This is a genomic window from Microbacterium aoyamense, from assembly GCF_023155855.1.
Lineage (GTDB): Bacteria > Actinomycetota > Actinomycetes > Actinomycetales > Microbacteriaceae > Microbacterium > Microbacterium aoyamense.
Map to the genome: position 1 here is coordinate 149,665 of NZ_JAKNUT010000001.1, position 16,790 is coordinate 166,454.

Here is a 16,790-nt window from a genome sequence, read left to right on the forward strand (position 1 = left end):
TTTGAGGCGAACGAGCGCCTGCCCCCATCACGCCTGGACACGTACGGCGAACACGACCCGGTTGTCCTTGTAGGAGCCCACCGACGCATCGAACTCGCCTCCGCAGGTGATGAGGCGCAGCTCGTCGGCGGCAACGGCACCGAACACCCGGACGGTCGGGAAGTCCGACTTGGAGTAGTCGGCCACCTCCACGACGCGATAGGTGTGCAGCGCCCCGTTCGCGTCCGAGACGTCGACGGTGTCGCCGGCGGCGAGTTCGCGAAGACGCATGAACACGGCAGAACCCGTCGGGGAGTCGACGTGGCCGGCGATGACGAGCGGACCGTGACCGCCGGGTCGTCCTCCAGGCGTGAACCAGCCGACGGCGTCGAAATCGGACGGCACCTCCATCGCCCCGTCATCGGCGATGCCGAGATCGATGAGCGGCTCGTCGAGACCGATCTTCGGGATCCCGACCCGTACCGGGGGTACACCCTCGGCCAGAGGCGTCACCGACGGAGTGGGAGAAGGCGCGGGCGCTGCGGTGACGGGCAGCGGTGAGGATGCCGCGGCGACGCGCTCGTCCGGCGCGGCCGAGCAGCCCGCGAGCAGGAGGACGCAGAGCGCCATCGACGGCGCCGCGCGCAGAAACGGGCGGCGCCGTCGGGAGAGGGACGATCCGCTCACCGGGTGGCGGAGCGGCGACGCAGGTGCAGGCCGATGCCGACCGCGGCGAGGAGCCCCGCGGCTCCGACAGCGAGGCCGGTGCCGAGAGCGGCGGAGTCTGTGGCCGTGGATGCTGCGGCCGCGCCGCCGGCTCCGGTGTCGATGCCGCCGACGGGCACCTGCTGGAGCTGACCGCGCACGACCCCCGCGGCGAACGAGACCGTGTGCGAATCCGCAGAGAAGCCCCCCGGGTTCGCCTCGATCTGCGCGAGCGAGAACCCCGTGCCCGTGTCGACGCCGTCGGCGAGCACCCCCGTCGTGAACGGCCCCTGCAGGCAGCCGGAGCTCGTGCGCGGTCCGTCGCCGATGGGCGCGGGGTTGGGGAAGGCGATCCGCGGCGGGCCGGGCTGACCCGCGTCCGCCTGATGGATGTGGGTCGCGGTGCGCGCAGGGCTCTGGTAGTCACCCGTCACGCCCGTCAGCTCGATGTCATAGCAGATGATCTCGAGGTCCGAGTTGATGCGGAATGAGAAGGTGCCGGTGGCTCCGGGCTCGCCGGGAGCCGCGACACCGTCGTTGTTGACCACGGTGTCAGGCGTCGCCATCACGGTGAAGGCACTCGTGAACGACGAGGGCGGCGAGACCTCGGTGTCGGCGTGCGCCGGCGCGGCCGTCAGCACGAGGCCGACAGCGGCGGCGGTCCCGATCGTGAGAGCGAACGGCATTGTCTTCTTCTGCATGTCAGAACCTTCCGTCGGGACGCCTGGTGCGTCCGATGACGAGACATACGTCGAGCACGCGGCATCCGTTCATCGAACGTCCTCGAATCACGGATGAACGTCGACGCACATCCGGACGTATTCCCCCTCGACGACACCGCTGGGAGGCGAGATGCACGCCGAGCGAGAATCCCGACCGCACGCGACGACGACGACGCGCTCGCGGAACGCGCGACCCTTCGATGCGGGGCGGGCCTTCGACGATCACGCTTCTGCCCTCCTCGGCTTCGCGGTCAACGCGCTGCGTGACCGGCACGTCGCGGAGGACTGTCTGCAGGAGATCTTCCTGCGGGCGTGGCGGGCGCGCGAGCGCTTCGACAGCGACCGCGCGACGGAACGCACCTGGCTGTTCGCGATCGCGCGGAACGTCATCGCCGACGCGCTGCGCGCGCGAGCGCGGATGCCGCGCATCGGCGGTGAGGACGAGCTGCAGAACCTCCGCTCCGCGGACGCGGATCCGCTCGAACGGCTGCGGATCGTCGAGGCGTTGGCGAGGCTGAGCTCGGCGCACCGCGAAGCGGTCGTAGCCGTCCATCTGCATGGTCGCTCCTACCAGGAGCTCGCCGACGCGACCGGCGTCCCCGTCGCCACGTGGCGCACTCGCGCCTTTCACGCTCTCCGCGCCATGCGCGGGTATCTCGAGGGAACGGAGGAGCCCGATGCACACGCCCGCTGACCGCATCGAAGAACTCATCGCGGCGAGCGTCGCCGGCGATCTCACTCCGCATGAGCAGGACGAACTTCGCCGACTCGCGCTGGATCACCCGTGGATCGAAGACGAGCTCGCGCGTCTTCGCGAAGTCGCCGTGCGCGTGCAGGCCGCCGACATCGAGTGGGATGACGTGGTCGTGACCCAGAGCCTCCGCGAACGGGTGCTCGGCGACATCCCGGCGCGCGCGCCGACATCGCTGCGCTCTCGGCGACCGTGGGCGACTGCCCTCGTCGGCGCCGCCTGCCTCGTCCTCGGGCTGGCGCTCGGCGCGGGCATCCCCGCGCTCGGCGCGCTGCCCCCGACGGGTCCGCCCGGCACCCTCGGGGCGTACGAGCCGATCGCCGTCGCCGAGGAGACGGGGCTCGACATCGATGCCGACCTCGTCGCGCACACCTGGGGCACCGAGGCGGTCCTCGACATAGAGGGTCTTACCGCCGGCGCGACGTATCGCGTGGTGTTCATCGGCGCGGACGGCGCTGAGTTCCCCGCAGGCGAGATGCTGGGCTCGACCGTGGCGATCCACTGTCGCCTGAATGCGGCGGTGCTTCGCGAAGAGACGGTCCGTCTCGAGATCCGCGATGCGGGATCGGTCGTGGTCGCGAGCTCGGACCTGCCGGACGTCTGACCGGCGGCGGGTCAGCTCAGGCCGCTGTAGGCGTGCAGACCCTTGAAGAACATGTTCACGATCGTGAAGTTGAAGATGACCGCCGTGAAGCCGATGATCGACAGCCACGCCGAACGGCTCCCGCGCCAGCCGCGCGTCGCGCGCGCGTGGATGTAGCCGGCGTAGAGCACCCAGATCACGAAGGTCCACACTTCCTTCGTGTCGAAGCCCCAATAGCGGCCCCACGCGTCGTTGGCCCAGATCGAGCCGGCGATGAGGGTGAACGTCCAGAAGATGAAGCCGAGGATCGCGAAGCGGTACGCGAGCGACTCGAGCGCCTCGGCGCTGGGGAGCGTCCGCAGGAAGCCCGGACCCGCCTTGACGGCTTCGCCTTCGGCGGCGGCGACGGCCTTGCGCTCGCGGCGCGCCTGCATGAGCTGCAGCACCGAGAGCCCGAAGGCGAGGGCGAAGAGCGCTGTCGCGAGCGACGCGACGAAGACGTGGATGACGAGCCAGACCGATTTCAGCGGGTCCATGAGCGGCACGATCTCGACGTAGAACGCGAGCGTTGCGCCGCCGAGCAGCACGACGACGAGCCCCGTGATGAACGTGCCGAGGAACCGCAGGTCGTAGCGGAACAGCACCGCGAGGTACACAGCGACGATCAGCAGCGTGCCCGTGAGCGAGAACTCGTACATGTTCGACCACGGCACGCGGCCTGCGGCGATGCCACGCGTGACGTCGCCGCCGAGGTGGAAGAGGAAGCCCAGGACGGTGAGCGAGGTGCCGATGCGCGCCCACATGAGGCGCGGACGCTGCGACGGCGGCGCGTTGAGAGCCGCTTCGGCAGCGCGCTCCTGCTCGCGCACCTGACCGATGGTCGTGCGGCCGGATGCCGCGGCGCCGACGAGCTCGCGATCCTTGACCTCGACGGCCATGGCCGAGCGACGGGCCAGGTCGATCGCGTAGGCGACGAACGCGAGCGCATAGATCGCGATCGCGGTCCAGACCAGCAGCAGCGAGACGTCGTCGAGCGAAAGCGGGCTTGATCCGGGCATGTGCGTCAGTCTACTTTCCCGGTGGAGGCCCCGCCCCTGGCGCTCAGCACATCATCGAGCTGGACGGCGTGGCGCTGAGCGACCTGATCGACGGCGGCATCCAGCGTCGGATCCTCGCCGCGCGCGAGACCCGCGTACGTGAGCTGCAGCGTGTGGCCCGACGGGGTCGCGCGCACCCACATGCGCCGACGCGGGATGAACAGCGCCGCGAGCAGGCCCGCCAGGGCGAGGAGCGCGAAGGCGAGCACCCAGGGCGCGCCGACGTCGCGGTGCACGGACAGCGAGACGTAGCGTTTCACCGAACCGTCGTAGCCCTCGGTGCTCGCGGGCGCCTCGTTCTCGAAGGTGATCGTGCCGAGGCCGTTCGGCAGGTCGGCCTCCTCGCCGGGCGCGAGCTCGATCGTCGGGGCCTCGTCGACGCCTCGGCCGGCGATCTTGTCCATATCGCCCGTGTCGAGCGTGTAGACCGAGCGCGGAGTCCCGTCGTCGATGCCGAGGTCGCCCTGATAGACCTCGAGCGTCACGACCGGGTTGATGAGGGCCGGGTAGCTCGAGGCGTACGCGCCGTCGGCGCGCTGCACCTGGGTCGGATAGAAGAACCCGACGAGACCGAGCTGCTCCGGCATCCCGTCCGGAACCTTCACGACGCCGAGCGAGGTCATCTGGGTGTCCTGCGGCAGGAAGGGCACGGACTCCGAGAACACGACGTCGCCGTCGGCATTGCGGATCGTGAGCGTGGGCGCGTAGCCGTTGCCCATGAGATAGACCCGGTCTCCGGCGATGTCGAGCGGATGGTTGACCCGCACGACCCCCTCCTGCGGCTGCTCGCCCGCGAGCTGCGTCGTGAGGTTCGCCGCGAAGTCCCCGGCCTGGCCGCCGCCCTGCTCGCCCGAGGGGACGTACGTGACGTCGAATCTGTCGAGCGTGAGCGAGTACGGCGTCAGCTGGTCGGAGTCTACGAAGCGACCCGGATTGAACGAGTTGTAGTCGAGCAGCGTGTTGACGAACGAGCGGCCCTCGATGATGACGCTCTGGCCCGTGTAGGTGAGGCCGCCCCCGATGCCGACCGCGAGGAGCACGCCGATGAGCGCGCCGTGGAAGACGAGGTTGCCGGTCTCGCGCAGGTACCCGCGCTCGGCCGAGACCGAGAAGCTGCCGCGCGAGTCGTACCGCTGGACGCGGTAGCCGGCCTTCTTCAGCTGACGCTCGGCGAGCCCGATCGCCGCCTCGGCGTCGGCCGCGGCATCCGCATCCGCCGCGAGTTCGACGACCTCGGTGCGATGCGCGTCGAGCCGTTCGAGGCGTGCCGGCGTGCGCGGCGGGAGCGCGCGCATCGCCTTCCAGTGGTGCTTCGTGCGCGGGATCACGCAGCCGATGAGCGAGACGAACAGCAGGATGTAGATCGCCGAGAACCAGGGCGAGCTGTACACGTCGAAGAGCTTGAAGAACTCAAGCACGGGGTACAGGTCGGGATTGTCGACCTGCCACTGCGTGACGCCGTTCGGGTCGGCGCTGCGCTGCGGCACGAGCGACCCGGGCACCGCCGCGATCGCGAGGAGGAGCAGCAGCACGAGGGCCGTGCGCATCGAGGTGAGCTGGCGCCAGCCCCACCGCATCCATCCCACGAAGCCCAGCGCCGGCTGGGTGACCTCGTCGGTCGAATCCATGTGGTCGGAGGGGCGCAGCGGGTCGACCGCGACGTCGTCAGAGGATCGTCGGGACACCGAGGAACACCCCCTGCAGCTGTGCCATCCACATGGTCCAGACGCCGGTCACCATGAGCAGGCCGAGCACGATGAGCAGGACGCCTCCGATGATGTTGACGGTGCGGATGTGGCGGCGGATGAAGTCGACGGATGCCGCGGCCCACCCGAATCCGAGAGTGATGAGGACGAACGGGATGCCGAGTCCGAGCGAGTAGGCGAGACCCAGCAGCGCTCCGCGGCCGGCCGAGGCGGAATCGAACGACATGCCCAGGATCACGGCGAGCGTCGGACCGATGCAGGGAGCCCAGCCGATCCCGAGTGCGAGACCCAATAGGGGCGCCCCGATGAGGCCGAGGTTGCCGCGTACCTGCGGGCGCTGGATGCGCTGCGCGAACCCGAGAAGACCGATGAAGACGAAGCCCATCACGATGATGACGACGCCGAGCACCCGCGTGATGAGGTCCTGGTACTCGATCAGGAACCGGCCGAGCGTGCCGCCGAGCATGTTCATCGCGACGAAGACGACCGTGAAGCCCGCGATGAACAGCAGGACTCCGAGCAGCAGGCGGCCACGACCCGGCGCGGATCGCTCAGGATAGATGGAGCCGTCGGCCGCCGACCGAGCCTCGGAGGCTGATCCATCCTGAGCGATGCGCACCGCGGCTGGAGCCGGGGCGGCACGGGGGGCGACGGCCCCGCCGATGAAGCCGAGATACCCCGGCACGAGCGGCAGCACGCACGGCGACAGGAACGACACGAGTCCGGCGAGCACCGCGATCGGGATCGCGATCAGCAGCGAGCCGTCGGCGACGAGGTCTCCGGGGTTCACGACTCCTCCACGACGGTCTGCACGATCGTCGAGAGGATGGATGCCTCGGAGATCTGGCCGATCAGGCGCGCGGCGACGCGTCCCTCGCGATCGAGCACCAGTGTCACCGGCACGGCGCTGAGCGGCGTCTGCCCGGCGAAGGCGAGCTTGATCGAGCCGTCCTCGGTCGCGAGGGCGCTCGGGTACGTGACGCCGTACGTCTCGGCGAACGCCTGCGACGCCTCGGCGCCGTCGTAGAGGTTGACGCCGAGGAACTGCACGCCGTCACCTGCGAGCTCGGTGTTGACCTCTTCGAGGATCGGCGCTTCGACACGGCATGGTGCGCAGGCTGCGTACCAGAAGTTCACGACGGTGACGTCGCCGAGGTAGTCCTCGCTCATCGCGGTGCCCCCGGCATCCAGCACCCCCTCGAACTCGATGGGGTCGGTGCGGTCGGCTTCGGGGATCTCGACGAACCGGAAGCCGTCGGCCGCGATGTAGCCCTTGTTGTCGCCCGCGCGGTACTGCTCGGCGAGCGGGTCGTTCGTGCAGGCGGCGAGCGCGCCCACGAGTCCTGCGGCGACGACGACGGATGCCGCGGCCCGCGCGATCCGGCTGGTCATACCGCCCCCACGTCCACGGCGCCGGAGGTCGAGGCCGGCTCGGCGTACGAGACCTCCGTCCACTTGCCGTCGACCATCTTGAACGACGTGACACTCGACAGCGCGCAGCGGCGAGCGCGCGGGTCGTGCCGCAACGACTCCCCCGCGACCGCGAGGTGCGTGATCCAGATCGGCAGCTGATGCGAGACGATGACGACGTCGCCGGATGCCGCGGCATCCCACGCCTGCGTCATCGCCGCGTTCATGCGGCCGACGACGTCCGCGTAGGGCTCGCCCCAGCTGGGCAGCGCGGGCTTGCGCAGATGCCGCCAATTCCACGGGTTGACGAGGGCGCGGGCCATGCGCCGCCCCTCGAAGACGTTCGTCGGCTCGATGACGCGCTCGTCGATGACCGGCTCGATGCCGAAGAGCTCGGTGAAGGGCTCGGCCGACTCCTGCGTGCGCTGCAGCGGGGAGCAGATGAGGCTCGCGATGGGCCGGTCGAGGCTGTGGATGTACTCGGCGGCCTGCCGCGTCATCCGGCGCCCTTCGACGCTCAGTCCGTATCCCGGGAGCCGTCCGTACAGCACGCGACGGGGGTTGTGGACCTCTCCGTGGCGCACGAGATGAAGGCGATCCGCGGGCACCCGCCCAGTCTACTTCGGGGGTTCTTGTGGGCAGGCTGAGCGCGTCTCCCGTCCCTGCGGTCGGAGAATTGCGCTTCGGTCGGAGGATCCGGCACGATTCCTCCGACATCGGCGACATTCTCCGACCGGGACGACTGCTGAGCGCGTCAGTCGGCCGCCGGGTCTCGGCGCGAGTCCAGCAGCGCGCGGATGCGGGCGTACACGAACCACGCGACTCCGACGACGACGAGCCCGACGACGAGGTACTGCACGACATCCACGTAGGCCTCGACGATGTGCCACGACTCCCCGAGGAACCATCCGCACAGCACGAAGATCGCGTTCCACACGAGGCTGCCCGCCGCCGTCAGCAGGCCGAAGCGCCACAGTGGCATCCGCGAGACCCCGGCGGGGATCGAGATGAGGCTGCGGAAGAGCGGGATCATCCGCCCGAAGAACACGGCCTTGCCGCCGTGCTTCGCGAACCACGCGACGGTGCGGTCGACGTCTTCGGGATGCAGGAGCGGCACCCTCGCGGCGACCGCCCGCAGGCGGGCTGTGCCGAGCCAGCGGCCGAGGCCGTAGAGCGCGAAGGCGCCGACGATCGAGCCGACCGTCGTCCAGATGAGCGCTTCGGCGAGCGTGAACGCGCCGCGGCTCGCGGCGAGGCCGGCCATCGGCAGCACGACCTCGCTCGGCAGCGGCGGGAAGAGGTTCTCGAGGGCGATCGCCAGGCCCGCGCCCGGGGCGCCGATGACGTCCATGAGCGAGACGGTCCAGTCGGCGAGCACGCTCAGCCAGGACGCTTCGGAAACGTTGTCGGTCATCGGTATCCCGTCGAGATGGCGCATGTCGGTGATCGGCAGGCCGCGCCCGGCGGGGACACGACGCTTCGACCGTAGCCGCGGAAGGTTACGAGAACCTGGGCAGAACCCTCTGATCCTCTGCTCAGCCAAGGTTGTCTGCCGAGATGAGGATGATCTGGCGGTCTGCTCCCCTCATCTCGTCAACCGACCTTGGCTGAGCAGAGGGCTGCGAGCGCACGGCGGGCGGCGGCGAGAGGCCCACGTAGACTGGTCCCTCGTGACCGAACGCACTCTCGTCTCCCAGCTCCAGTCCCGCACAGACGGACCCGTCACGGTGTCCGGATGGGTCGAGACCGTCCGCGATCAGAAGAAGGTGCAGTTCGTCATCCTCCGCGATGAGACCGGCGCGGTGCAGCTCGTGAACCCCGCGACGCGTCCGTCAGAGGACGGCGAGGCTCAGGATGCCGCGGCCCTCGCGCTCACCGACACCATCTCGAACCTCGCGACGGGCACGTTCCTCACGGTCCACGGCGAGCTCAAGCACGACGAGCGCGTCAAGCTCGGCGGCGTCGAGATCAAGATCGGCTCGCTCGAGATCGCCGCAGCGGCCAACCCCGAGACGCCGATCGCCGCCGACTCGAGCGTCGACAAGCGCATGGACTGGCGCTTCCTCGACCTGCGCCAGCGCCGCAACAACCTCATCTTCCGCGTGCAGACGACGCTCGAGCACGCGATGCGCTCCTACTGGATCGAGCGCGACTACGTCGAGATCCACTCCCCCAAGCTCATGGCCTCGCCGTCGGAGTCGAACGCCGAGCTGTTCGAGGTGCCCTACTTCGAAGACAAGACGGCCTACCTCGCGCAGTCGCCCCAGTTCTTCAAGCAGATGGCGCAGGTCGCCGGCTTCGGCAAGATCTTCGAGATCGCGCCCGCCTTCCGCGCCGACCCGTCGTTCACGTCGCGTCACGCGACCGAGTTCACCTCGATCGACGCCGAGATCAGCTGGATCGACTCGCACGAAGACGTGGCGCGCATGCAGGAGGAACTGCTGCAGACGGCGTTCCAGGCGGTCAAGGACAAGCACGGCGCCGAGATCGAGGAGCTCTTCGGCCTCGAGGTGCAGGTGCCCAGCATCCCGTTCCCGCGCATCCCGCTCGCCGAGGCGCTCGAGATCGTGAAGTCCCGCGGCTACGAGGTGCCCCGCACCGACGGCGACCTCGACCCCGAGGGCGAGCGCCAGATCGCCGCGTACGTCGAAGAGACATACGGCCATCAGTTCGTCTTCATCACCGACTACCACCCGCAGATCCGCGCGTTCTACCACATGCGCGACGAGGAGACGGGGCTCACGAAGTCGTACGACCTGCTCTTCAAGGGCGTCGAGATCACGACGGGCGCCCAGCGCGAGCACCGCGTCGACGTGCTGATCGAACAGGCGAAGGAGAAGGGCCTCGATCCCGAGCACCTCGACTTCTACCTCGACTTCTTCCGCTTCGGCGCTCCCCCGCACGGCGGCTTCGGCATGGGGCTCGCCCGCGTCATGATGCTGCTGCTCGGCGAGTCGTCGATCCGCGAGGTGACCTACCTCTTCCGCGGCCCGACGCGCCTCGCCCCCTGATCGGGTGATCGGCGGGTGATTTCGAGACAGGATGCCGGGCAGCGGCATCCGGCCTCGATAGCCTGACCGCATGACGACGACTCTCGACGGCACGTTCAACTTCCGTGATGTGGGCGGCATGCCGCTCGCCGGCGGAGGCGCGACGAACTCCGGCATCCTGTACCGTTCCGACGCCCTCAGCGGGCTTACCGATGCGGGGCTGGAGCAGCTCGCGGCGAGAGACATCGGGGTCATCGTCGACTTCCGCACTCCGCAGGAACGACAGATGGCGCCCGACCGCCTGCCCGCGAGCCGGCCGTTCCACGTCGTCGATCTGCCGCTGCTCGAGGGGGCTGTCACGGGCCTCGCGCAGCAGGGCATGCAGTCGCTCGCGCAGGGGTCGGACCCCGAAGCGCAGCAGAAGGCGATCGCCGCGGTCATCTCGCAGCTGCCGTCGCTCGGCGACCTGTACGTGAGCATGCTCGAGCACGGCGCGACCTCGTTCGCCGAGTTCGCGCGGCTCGTCTCTGCCGCGACGGTCGACCCGCCGACCGCCGTGCTGTTCCACTGCACGGCCGGCAAGGACCGCACGGGCGTGAGCGCAGCGCTCGTGCTGGATGCCGTCGGTGTGCAGCGCGACGCTGTCGTGGCCGACTACGCCTCATCGCAGGACAACCTCGCCGGCCCGTGGGCCGATCGCATGACCGGGATGATCGAGCAGTTCGGCATCCCGCTCACTCCCGAGATCCGCGACCTCGTGTCGGGAACCCCCGCCGCGGCGATCGAGACGGCGCTCGCGTGGGTCGACGCGCACGGCGGCTCGGCCGCCTACCTGCAGTCGGGCGGGCTGACGGATGCCGAGCTCGCAGCCCTGCGCGAGAAGCTCGCGGGCTGATCGTCACGAGCGGCTCACCCGCCGTTCATCTTCGACGCCAGGGTCGGTAACCCGGCGCTCATAGGTTCCTCTCGTCCCAGCATCCCGAGCATGTTTCGGCGTGCCCGGAAACCCGAGAGGAACACACATGTCTCTGTCCTTCCGCCGTGCCGGTATCGGCATCGCCTTCGCGGCGTCCGCCGCCCTGATCCTCGCCGGCTGCGCTTCCACCGGCGCCCCCGCTGCCGACGGCGGTGACTCGGGGGTCGACGCATCCACCGCCACGAGCCTCGCCGACTTCGGCACGCTCGCCGACCTCGAGGCCGCTGCCAAGGCCGAGGGCCAGCTCAACGTCATCGCGCTCCCGCGCGACTGGGCCAACTACGGCGAGATCATCGACCTGTTCAAGGAGAAGTACCCCGAGATCACGGTCAACGAGCAGTCGCCCGACATCTCCAGCGCCGAAGAGATCCAGGCCGCCGAGACGAACGCGGGCCTCGACACGGCGCCCGACGTCTTCGACCTGGGCCTCACTGTCGCGCTGCAGAGCACCGACCAGTTCGCCGCCTACAAGGTCGAGACGTGGGATGACATCCCCGACGCGCTCAAGGAGTCCACGGGCCTGTTCGTCGGCGACTACGGCGGGTACATGTCGGTCGGCTACGACTCGGCGAAGTACGACGAGCCGGCCGAGATCTCGGACCTCCTCGGCGCCGACTACAAGGGCGCCGTCGCGATCAACGGCGACCCGACGCAGGCCGGCGCCGCGTTCGCCGCCGTGGGCCTCGCGACCGTGCAGAACGACGGCACGCTCGATGACTTCCAGCCCGGAATCGACTTCTTCTCGGAGCTGCAGAAGGCGGGAAACCTGCTGAAGGTGGATGTCACGACCGGCACGATCACGTCGGGTGAGACCCCCGTCGTCTTCGACTGGGACTACCTCAACGCCTCGCACCAGGCCGAGAACCCGGACTGGAAGGTCAAGGTCTTCGACGGCGTCGGCTACGCGGGCTACTACAACCAGGCCATCAACGTGGACGCGCCGAACCCGGCCGCGGCGCGCCTGTGGCAGGAGTTCCTCTACAGCGACGAGGCGCAGAACCTGTGGCTCGCAGGTGGCGCGCGCCCCGTCCGCATGGAGGCCATGATCGAGGCCGGCACGATCGACGAGGCGCTCGCCGCAGCCCTCCCGGCCGCCCCCGAAGAGACCGTCGTCCCCACCGAGGAGCAGTCGACGAACGCCGGCACGCTGCTCGGCGCCGAATGGGCCGCCGCGGTCCAGTGACCCAGGTCACCCTCGCACCCGCCGGGTCGGAGCAGCTCGCTCCGGCCCGGCCGGGCGCGCCCGGCACGAAAAGCGGTGCATCGCGTCGCCTCAGCTGGGCGTGGCTCGGTCTCACGCCCTTCGCCGCCTATGTGCTGCTCTTCCTCGCCCTCCCGACGATCCTCGCGATCAGCACGGGGTTCTTCGACGGTGAGGGAGCGTTCACATGGGACAACATCGCCGCGCTCGGCGATCCCGTCATCCTCGTGACGTTCTGGAACACGACCTGGCTCTCGCTGCTCACCGCCGCGGTCGGCGCCGTTCTCGGCGCGCTCGTCTGCTACGCGGCGCTCGGCCTGCCGCCGACCGGTGTGATCCGCAGCATCCTCGACGCCGCCACCGGCGTGCTCGCCCAGTTCGGCGGCGTCATGCTCGCGTTCATGTTCATCGCCACGATCGGCGTGCAGGGCGTGGTCACGGTGTTCCTGCGCGACACGTTCGCGATCGACATCCAGCCCGGGTCGTGGCTGTACTCGCTGCCGGGGCTCATCCTCCCCTACATCTACTTCCAGGTGCCGCTCATGATCATCACGTTCCTGCCGGCGCTGTCTGCGCTCAAGCCGCAGTGGGTCGAGGCGAACCTGACACTCGGCGGCACGCGGTCGAGCTTCTGGCTGCGGATCGGGATGCCGGTGCTCGCGCCGTCGTTCCTCGCGAGCTTCCTGCTGCTGTTCGCGAACGCGTTCTCGTCCTACGCGACCGCCGCCGCCCTCGCGAGCCAGGGGTCGCAGATCGTCCCGCTGCAGATCCGCGCCGCGCTCACGAGCGAGACCGTGCTCGGTCGCGAGAACCTCGCCGGCGCGCTCGCGCTCGGCATGATCGTCGTCGTCGGGGTCGTGATGTGGCTGTACTCGCTCATCCAGAACCGCGCCGCGAGGTGGCAGTCGTGAACGGACTCGCACCCGCCCGCGCGACACGCTGGATCATCGGCCTGGTCGTCGGCATCCTCTTCGCGATCCCGCTCGTCTCGACGCTGCTGTTCACGCTGCAGGACCGCGCGACCGGGGGCTACTCGCTCACGAACTGGATCCGCGTCTTCGACCCCGCGAACACGCAGGTGCTCACGCCGATCTGGACCGGTCTGGGCAACTCGCTCATCCTCGCCGTCGTGACGGTCGCGATCGTGCTGTTCCTGCTGCTGCCGACGATGATCCTCATCGAGCTGCGCTTCCCGCGCTTCGCGCGCTCCTTCGAGTTCATCGTCCTGCTGCCGATCACGATCCCCGCGATCGTGCTCGTCGTGGGTCTCGCGCCGATCTACCTGCAGATCGGCCGCACGCTCGGCACGGGCGCGTGGACCCTCGCGTTCGCGTACGGCATCACGGTGCTGCCCTTCGCGTACCGCTCGATCAAGGCATCCATCGACGCCGTCGACCTCAAGACGCTCGCCGAGGCGGCACGATCGCTCGGGGCAGGATGGCTCGCCGTCGTGCTGCGCGCACTCGTGCCGAACCTGCGCCAGGGGCTGCTCGCAGCATCCCTCATCTCGGTCGCCGTCGTGCTCGGCGAGTTCACGATCGCCTCGCTTCTCAACCGCCAGGTGCTGCAGACGGCCCTCGTCGTCGCGAACAAGATCGACCCCTACGCGTCGGCGATCTTCACGCTCCTGTCGCTGCTGTTCGTCTTCCTGCTTCTCCTCCTCATCGGTCGCGTGGCGCGCTCCCGCGATGGAAAGGCCCGCGCATGACCACTCCCCGCGCTCTACCCCGGACGTCCGACAACACGCTTCTCGCCGATGCCGGCAGCGGAACCCGCGTCGAGTTCCGCGACGTCGTGAAGGACTACGGCTCGACCCGCGTGCTGCACGGCATCGACCTCGACATCGCACCGGGCGAGTTCATCTCGCTGCTCGGGCCGTCGGGCTGCGGCAAGACGACGGCGCTGCGCGTGCTCGCGGGCCTCGAGCAGGCGACCGGCGGCACCGTGCTGCTCGGCGACCGTGACGTCTCGCGCGTGCCGACCAACAAGCGCGACATCGGCATGGTCTTCCAGTCGTACTCGCTCTTCCCGCACCTGCGGGTGCTCGACAACACGGCGTTCGGCCTGCGTCGCCGGGGAGTGGGGTCGAAGGATGCCGCGCGCCGCGCGACCGACGCGCTCGAGCTCGTCGGGCTCGGGCACCTCGCCGACCGCTTCCCGCACCAACTCTCAGGCGGGCAGCAGCAGCGCGTCGCGCTGGCGCGCGCTCTCGTGACCGAGCCCCGTGTGCTCCTGCTCGACGAGCCGCTGTCGGCGCTCGACGCGAAGGTGCGCGTCCAGCTGCGCGACGAGATCCGCCGCATCCAACTGCGTCTGGGCGTCACGACCGTCTTCGTGACGCACGATCAAGAGGAGGCTCTCGCGGTCTCTGACCGCATCGCCGTCATGAACGCCGGCCGTATCGAGCAGATCGGCACCCCCGAAGAGCTCTACCTGCGGCCCGCGACGCCTGGCGTCGCGGCGTTCGTCGGCATCTCGAGCATCGTGCCCGGCGTGGCGTCCGGCGGAGCGGTGACCGTCTGGGATCAGCGCCTGCCCCTGCAGTCGCCCGTCGCCGACGGGCCGGTCGAGGTCTTCCTGCGCCCCGAGAACGTGCGGCTCTCGACCGACGGGGTTGCCGGAGCGGTGCAGGAGAGCACGTTCCTCGGCAGCATCCGCCGCACCCTCGTGCGCCTCGAGGATGGCACGCTCGTGCAGGTGCAGCACTCCGCCGGCGAGCGCGTCGAGTACGACGACCGCGTCCGCCTGCAGATCGCCGACGAGCCCGTCACGGTGCGACCCGCGGCATCCTGAGCCGGCTAAGCCCAGGTCGACCACGGCAGGGCCACAGATTCATCCGGAGTTCTTCCCGCCTGGCGCCTACGCTCGTATCGCCTCAAGCGCGTCCCGCGAAGTTCAGTCCTCGCGAACGAACACTCTCTCCTGGACCGGGCCGTCTGGGTCGCCTACGTAGGTGCGCAGCGTGAGGCCTTGGAACGGCGAGGATCTCGCAAGCAACGGGAACTGAATCCGCCTACCGTCATCCTCAAGCACCACACTGACGTTGTCCCCACCGATAACCCACCCGCCTTCGGCTGTGAGCCCTTGTGCGACGACGATCGGCGGATTCGAATAGTGCGGATCCAGGATCGTGAGATTGGTGGAATACGCCGAACCATCGAGCGCAATCGTCAATTCGCCTGGGGCCTCTCTCGTGGTACTCACCCATCGACCTGTGACCTGCTCCGGAGCGAGCGAGTCGACAGGGTAATCGGCGAACCCGAAAACGGCTGTCGCGCCGCCGATCACGAGCGCGCCAACGGTCATAGGAACCACGATTTTGCTAGCCCTCAAAGGAGAACTCCTGCGTATAACTGGTCCGTTGAGCGGCATGCTCATCGCGGCGCCCCTCCAATCGCGACGAGCGTCGCCCCTTCCCGGGTGACTACGACATAGGACTCGTAGCCCGAGTCGTCAACAACGATGCGGAGTTCTGGCCCCGCCCAAGAACCAGTGCGAGATCCAAGCCTTCCGCTCGTTGATCGGTCACGTCGTCTCCGGTGCTGGACAGCAGTGCTCGTGCCAAGTCTGGACCCGCTTGATACGTGGCGGGTTCGACCCCGGGCGCTATCACTTCGGCGGCCGACTCGATGCGAATAGTGGTGGCGGATGCATCCTCGAACTGGAGCATCAGGTCGAGGACGTGCTCTGCCACGGTAATCATCGCGAGACGACTTCCGACGACGCTGAAACTATGCAGCTGCTCGGGTGAGTCGAGTATGCGAACCTCGGTCACCGCGACACCACCTGCGTGCGCGGGCTCATGTCAGGCGACCTGGTTCTCGCCCACCGCGCACAGGCGTCTGCGAGCCACACGAGGGCATAGGTAATCGCCGAGTCGGGCGTAGCGGCCAAGGACTCGATCTCTGCGAGCGAACGCGAGAGCTGGCCGATCGTGAACTCGGTCGGCGTGGAGTGGACGTCGTTGCGCTGCTCCGGAGGGATCGCCCAGAACATGTCAACGTCGAGCTCGACGGTCGGCCCGGAAAGCTCCTCGATGCGGTCGAACAACACGTGCGCCGCACGCCGCAATGTTTCGACGCCTACTTCTGTCGTGTCAGTCATCAACCCATCCCCTGATTTCTCGGCGCGGGAGGCCGGTACGCATCCCGCCGGTGAGCGATGCGAACCACCAGCAACGTGCCCGACTCGTCGTCGAGCAAGAACAGCACGCGGTAGTCGCCGCGACGAGCTGATCGCAGGCCCTCGAACTCGCCCTGGAGAGGTTTACTCATCCGATGAGGGTTTCCGGGCAGCGTGTGCGTGAGGAACTCGACGACGGCCTGAGCGATCTTGATCGGCAAGCTGTCGAGCCCTCGAATCGCAGCACTCGCGAACTGGACGTTCCAGTTCACCGAGGCCGCAGTCCGTAGCGCTCGCGGACATCGGCGGCGCTCAGAGTCTCGCCGGCTTCGAGTTCTCGCTTCGCATCAGCGACGTCGTCTCGAACCCCGGGCTGCGACAGCCAGAACAGTGTCTCGTGCAGCGAGTCCAGGGCGTCTTTACTCATCAAGACCGCCGCCGCGTGACCATGGCGAGTGATCTCGATCACCTCATGCTCGCGTTCGACCTGCTCCACCAAGCCCGAGAGCTTGTCCTTCGCCTCGCTGAGCGGCACCGTTTGCATGACT

General features: G+C 68.8%; 20 protein-coding genes. 8 read left to right on the forward strand and 12 right to left on the reverse strand.

What is annotated here, in order from left to right:
• Positions 1-27: 27 nt before the first annotated feature.
• On the reverse strand, positions 28-609 hold the full coding sequence (locus MA876_RS01025) for a class F sortase (RefSeq protein ID WP_248145207.1): 582 nt from the start codon (positions 607-609) through the stop codon (positions 28-30).
• Positions 610-662: 53 nt separating this feature from the next.
• A complete protein-coding gene (locus tag MA876_RS01030) occupies positions 663-1,385 on the reverse strand; it encodes a CHRD domain-containing protein (protein ID WP_248145209.1) in 723 nt (240 codons plus the stop codon).
• Positions 1,386-1,536: 151 nt separating this feature from the next.
• On the opposite strand from MA876_RS01030, the gene MA876_RS01035 reads away from it, so the two are divergent.
• Both MA876_RS01035 and MA876_RS01040 read left to right on the forward strand, forming a co-directional pair.
• Positions 1,537-2,100 (forward strand): sigma-70 family RNA polymerase sigma factor, encoded by a 564-nt coding sequence (locus tag MA876_RS01035; RefSeq protein WP_248145212.1) that lies wholly within the window; start codon positions 1,537-1,539, stop codon positions 2,098-2,100.
• Entirely contained in the window at positions 2,084-2,761 is a 678-nt protein-coding gene (locus tag MA876_RS01040; protein WP_248145213.1) for a hypothetical protein, read from the forward strand. Before MA876_RS01035 ends, MA876_RS01040 begins: the two co-directional genes overlap by 17 nt.
• An 11-nt stretch (positions 2,762-2,772) precedes the next feature.
• Here the strand turns inward: MA876_RS01040 and ccsB are convergent, their stop codons facing one another.
• From ccsB to MA876_RS01070, 6 genes are all read right to left on the reverse strand, one after another.
• Positions 2,773-3,798 carry a c-type cytochrome biogenesis protein CcsB gene (ccsB, locus tag MA876_RS01045; RefSeq protein ID WP_248145214.1) on the reverse strand — a complete coding sequence of 342 codons (1,026 nt, stop codon included), beginning with the start codon at positions 3,796-3,798 and terminating at the stop codon, positions 2,773-2,775.
• Between the two features lie 5 nt (positions 3,799-3,803).
• Positions 3,804-5,465, reverse strand: a complete 1,662-nt coding sequence (gene resB, locus MA876_RS01050; RefSeq protein WP_248147130.1) for a cytochrome c biogenesis protein ResB — start codon at positions 5,463-5,465, stop codon at positions 3,804-3,806.
• A gap of 37 nt (positions 5,466-5,502) precedes the next feature.
• The gene (locus MA876_RS01055; protein WP_308221628.1) at positions 5,503-6,333 is read right to left on the reverse strand and encodes a cytochrome c biogenesis CcdA family protein; all 831 of its coding nucleotides are present in this window, start codon (positions 6,331-6,333) and stop codon (positions 5,503-5,505) included.
• Entirely contained in the window at positions 6,330-6,935 is a 606-nt protein-coding gene (locus tag MA876_RS01060; RefSeq protein ID WP_248145215.1) for a TlpA family protein disulfide reductase, read from the reverse strand. The genes MA876_RS01055 and MA876_RS01060 overlap by 4 nt, the downstream gene beginning before the upstream one ends.
• On the reverse strand, positions 6,932-7,561 hold the full coding sequence (locus MA876_RS01065; protein WP_248145216.1) for a histidine phosphatase family protein: 630 nt from the start codon (positions 7,559-7,561) through the stop codon (positions 6,932-6,934). The genes MA876_RS01060 and MA876_RS01065 overlap by 4 nt, the downstream gene beginning before the upstream one ends.
• Before the next feature lie 146 nt (positions 7,562-7,707).
• Positions 7,708-8,367 (reverse strand): DedA family protein, encoded by a 660-nt coding sequence (locus MA876_RS01070; RefSeq protein WP_248145217.1) that lies wholly within the window; start codon positions 8,365-8,367, stop codon positions 7,708-7,710.
• 256 nt (positions 8,368-8,623) lie between these two features.
• On the opposite strand from MA876_RS01070, the gene aspS reads away from it, so the two are divergent.
• The 6 genes from aspS (at position 8,624) to MA876_RS01100 (ending at position 14,913) form a co-directional block, all read left to right on the forward strand.
• The gene (gene aspS, locus MA876_RS01075; RefSeq protein ID WP_248145219.1) at positions 8,624-9,964 is read left to right on the forward strand and encodes an aspartate--tRNA(Asn) ligase; all 1,341 of its coding nucleotides are present in this window, start codon (positions 8,624-8,626) and stop codon (positions 9,962-9,964) included.
• Positions 9,965-10,034: 70 nt separating this feature from the next.
• Positions 10,035-10,838 (forward strand): tyrosine-protein phosphatase, encoded by an 804-nt coding sequence (locus MA876_RS01080; RefSeq protein ID WP_248145221.1) that lies wholly within the window; start codon positions 10,035-10,037, stop codon positions 10,836-10,838.
• A gap of 127 nt (positions 10,839-10,965) precedes the next feature.
• On the forward strand, positions 10,966-12,102 hold the full coding sequence (locus MA876_RS01085) for an ABC transporter substrate-binding protein (RefSeq protein ID WP_248145223.1): 1,137 nt from the start codon (positions 10,966-10,968) through the stop codon (positions 12,100-12,102).
• Positions 12,081-13,031 (forward strand): ABC transporter permease, encoded by a 951-nt coding sequence (locus MA876_RS01090; RefSeq protein WP_248145226.1) that lies wholly within the window; start codon positions 12,081-12,083, stop codon positions 13,029-13,031. Before MA876_RS01085 ends, MA876_RS01090 begins: the two co-directional genes overlap by 22 nt.
• Positions 13,028-13,828, forward strand: coding sequence for an ABC transporter permease (locus MA876_RS01095; RefSeq protein WP_248145229.1), 801 nt, complete (start codon positions 13,028-13,030; stop codon positions 13,826-13,828). The genes MA876_RS01090 and MA876_RS01095 overlap by 4 nt, the downstream gene beginning before the upstream one ends.
• Positions 13,825-14,913, forward strand: coding sequence for an ABC transporter ATP-binding protein (locus MA876_RS01100; protein ID WP_248145231.1), 1,089 nt, complete (start codon positions 13,825-13,827; stop codon positions 14,911-14,913). The genes MA876_RS01095 and MA876_RS01100 overlap by 4 nt, the downstream gene beginning before the upstream one ends.
• A 102-nt stretch (positions 14,914-15,015) precedes the next feature.
• Here MA876_RS01100 and MA876_RS01105 read toward each other — a convergent pair whose 3' ends face one another.
• From MA876_RS01105 to MA876_RS01120, 4 genes are all read right to left on the reverse strand, one after another.
• Positions 15,016-15,498, reverse strand: coding sequence for a hypothetical protein (locus tag MA876_RS01105; RefSeq protein ID WP_248145233.1), 483 nt, complete (start codon positions 15,496-15,498; stop codon positions 15,016-15,018).
• Positions 15,499-15,891: 393 nt separating this feature from the next.
• Positions 15,892-16,224, reverse strand: a complete 333-nt coding sequence (locus MA876_RS01110; RefSeq protein ID WP_248145235.1) for a hypothetical protein — start codon at positions 16,222-16,224, stop codon at positions 15,892-15,894.
• The gene (locus MA876_RS01115; RefSeq protein ID WP_248145238.1) at positions 16,224-16,514 is read right to left on the reverse strand and encodes a type II toxin-antitoxin system RelE family toxin; all 291 of its coding nucleotides are present in this window, start codon (positions 16,512-16,514) and stop codon (positions 16,224-16,226) included. Before MA876_RS01115 ends, MA876_RS01110 begins: the two co-directional genes overlap by 1 nt.
• On the reverse strand, positions 16,511-16,786 hold the full coding sequence (locus tag MA876_RS01120) for a type II toxin-antitoxin system Phd/YefM family antitoxin (protein WP_248145241.1): 276 nt from the start codon (positions 16,784-16,786) through the stop codon (positions 16,511-16,513). The genes MA876_RS01115 and MA876_RS01120 overlap by 4 nt, the downstream gene beginning before the upstream one ends.
• Positions 16,787-16,790 lie beyond the last annotated feature (4 nt).

Bases quoted from the DNA above. Each gene is read 5' to 3' on its own strand.
- MA876_RS01025 (WP_248145207.1), bottom strand. From the start codon at position 609: ATGGCGCTCTGCGTCCTCCTGCTCGCGGGCTGCTCGGCCGCGCCGGAC.
- MA876_RS01030 (WP_248145209.1), bottom strand. From the start codon at position 1,385: ATGCAGAAGAAGACAATGCCGTTCGCTCTCACGATCGGGACCGCCGCC.
- MA876_RS01035 (WP_248145212.1), top strand. From the start codon at position 1,537: ATGCACGCCGAGCGAGAATCCCGACCGCACGCGACGACGACGACGCGC.
- MA876_RS01040 (WP_248145213.1), top strand. From the start codon at position 2,084: ATGCACACGCCCGCTGACCGCATCGAAGAACTCATCGCGGCGAGCGTC.
- ccsB (WP_248145214.1), bottom strand. From the start codon at position 3,798: ATGCCCGGATCAAGCCCGCTTTCGCTCGACGACGTCTCGCTGCTGCTG.
- resB (WP_248147130.1), bottom strand. From the start codon at position 5,465: ATGGATTCGACCGACGAGGTCACCCAGCCGGCGCTGGGCTTCGTGGGA.
- MA876_RS01060 (WP_248145215.1), bottom strand. From the start codon at position 6,935: ATGACCAGCCGGATCGCGCGGGCCGCGGCATCCGTCGTCGTCGCCGCA.
- MA876_RS01070 (WP_248145217.1), bottom strand. From the start codon at position 8,367: ATGACCGACAACGTTTCCGAAGCGTCCTGGCTGAGCGTGCTCGCCGAC.
- MA876_RS01080 (WP_248145221.1), top strand. From the start codon at position 10,035: ATGACGACGACTCTCGACGGCACGTTCAACTTCCGTGATGTGGGCGGC.
- MA876_RS01085 (WP_248145223.1), top strand. From the start codon at position 10,966: ATGTCTCTGTCCTTCCGCCGTGCCGGTATCGGCATCGCCTTCGCGGCG.
- MA876_RS01090 (WP_248145226.1), top strand. From the start codon at position 12,081: ATGGGCCGCCGCGGTCCAGTGACCCAGGTCACCCTCGCACCCGCCGGG.
- MA876_RS01100 (WP_248145231.1), top strand. From the start codon at position 13,825: ATGACCACTCCCCGCGCTCTACCCCGGACGTCCGACAACACGCTTCTC.
- MA876_RS01105 (WP_248145233.1), bottom strand. From the start codon at position 15,498: ATGAGCATGCCGCTCAACGGACCAGTTATACGCAGGAGTTCTCCTTTG.
- MA876_RS01110 (WP_248145235.1), bottom strand. From the start codon at position 16,224: ATGACTGACACGACAGAAGTAGGCGTCGAAACATTGCGGCGTGCGGCG.
- MA876_RS01120 (WP_248145241.1), bottom strand. From the start codon at position 16,786: ATGCAAACGGTGCCGCTCAGCGAGGCGAAGGACAAGCTCTCGGGCTTG.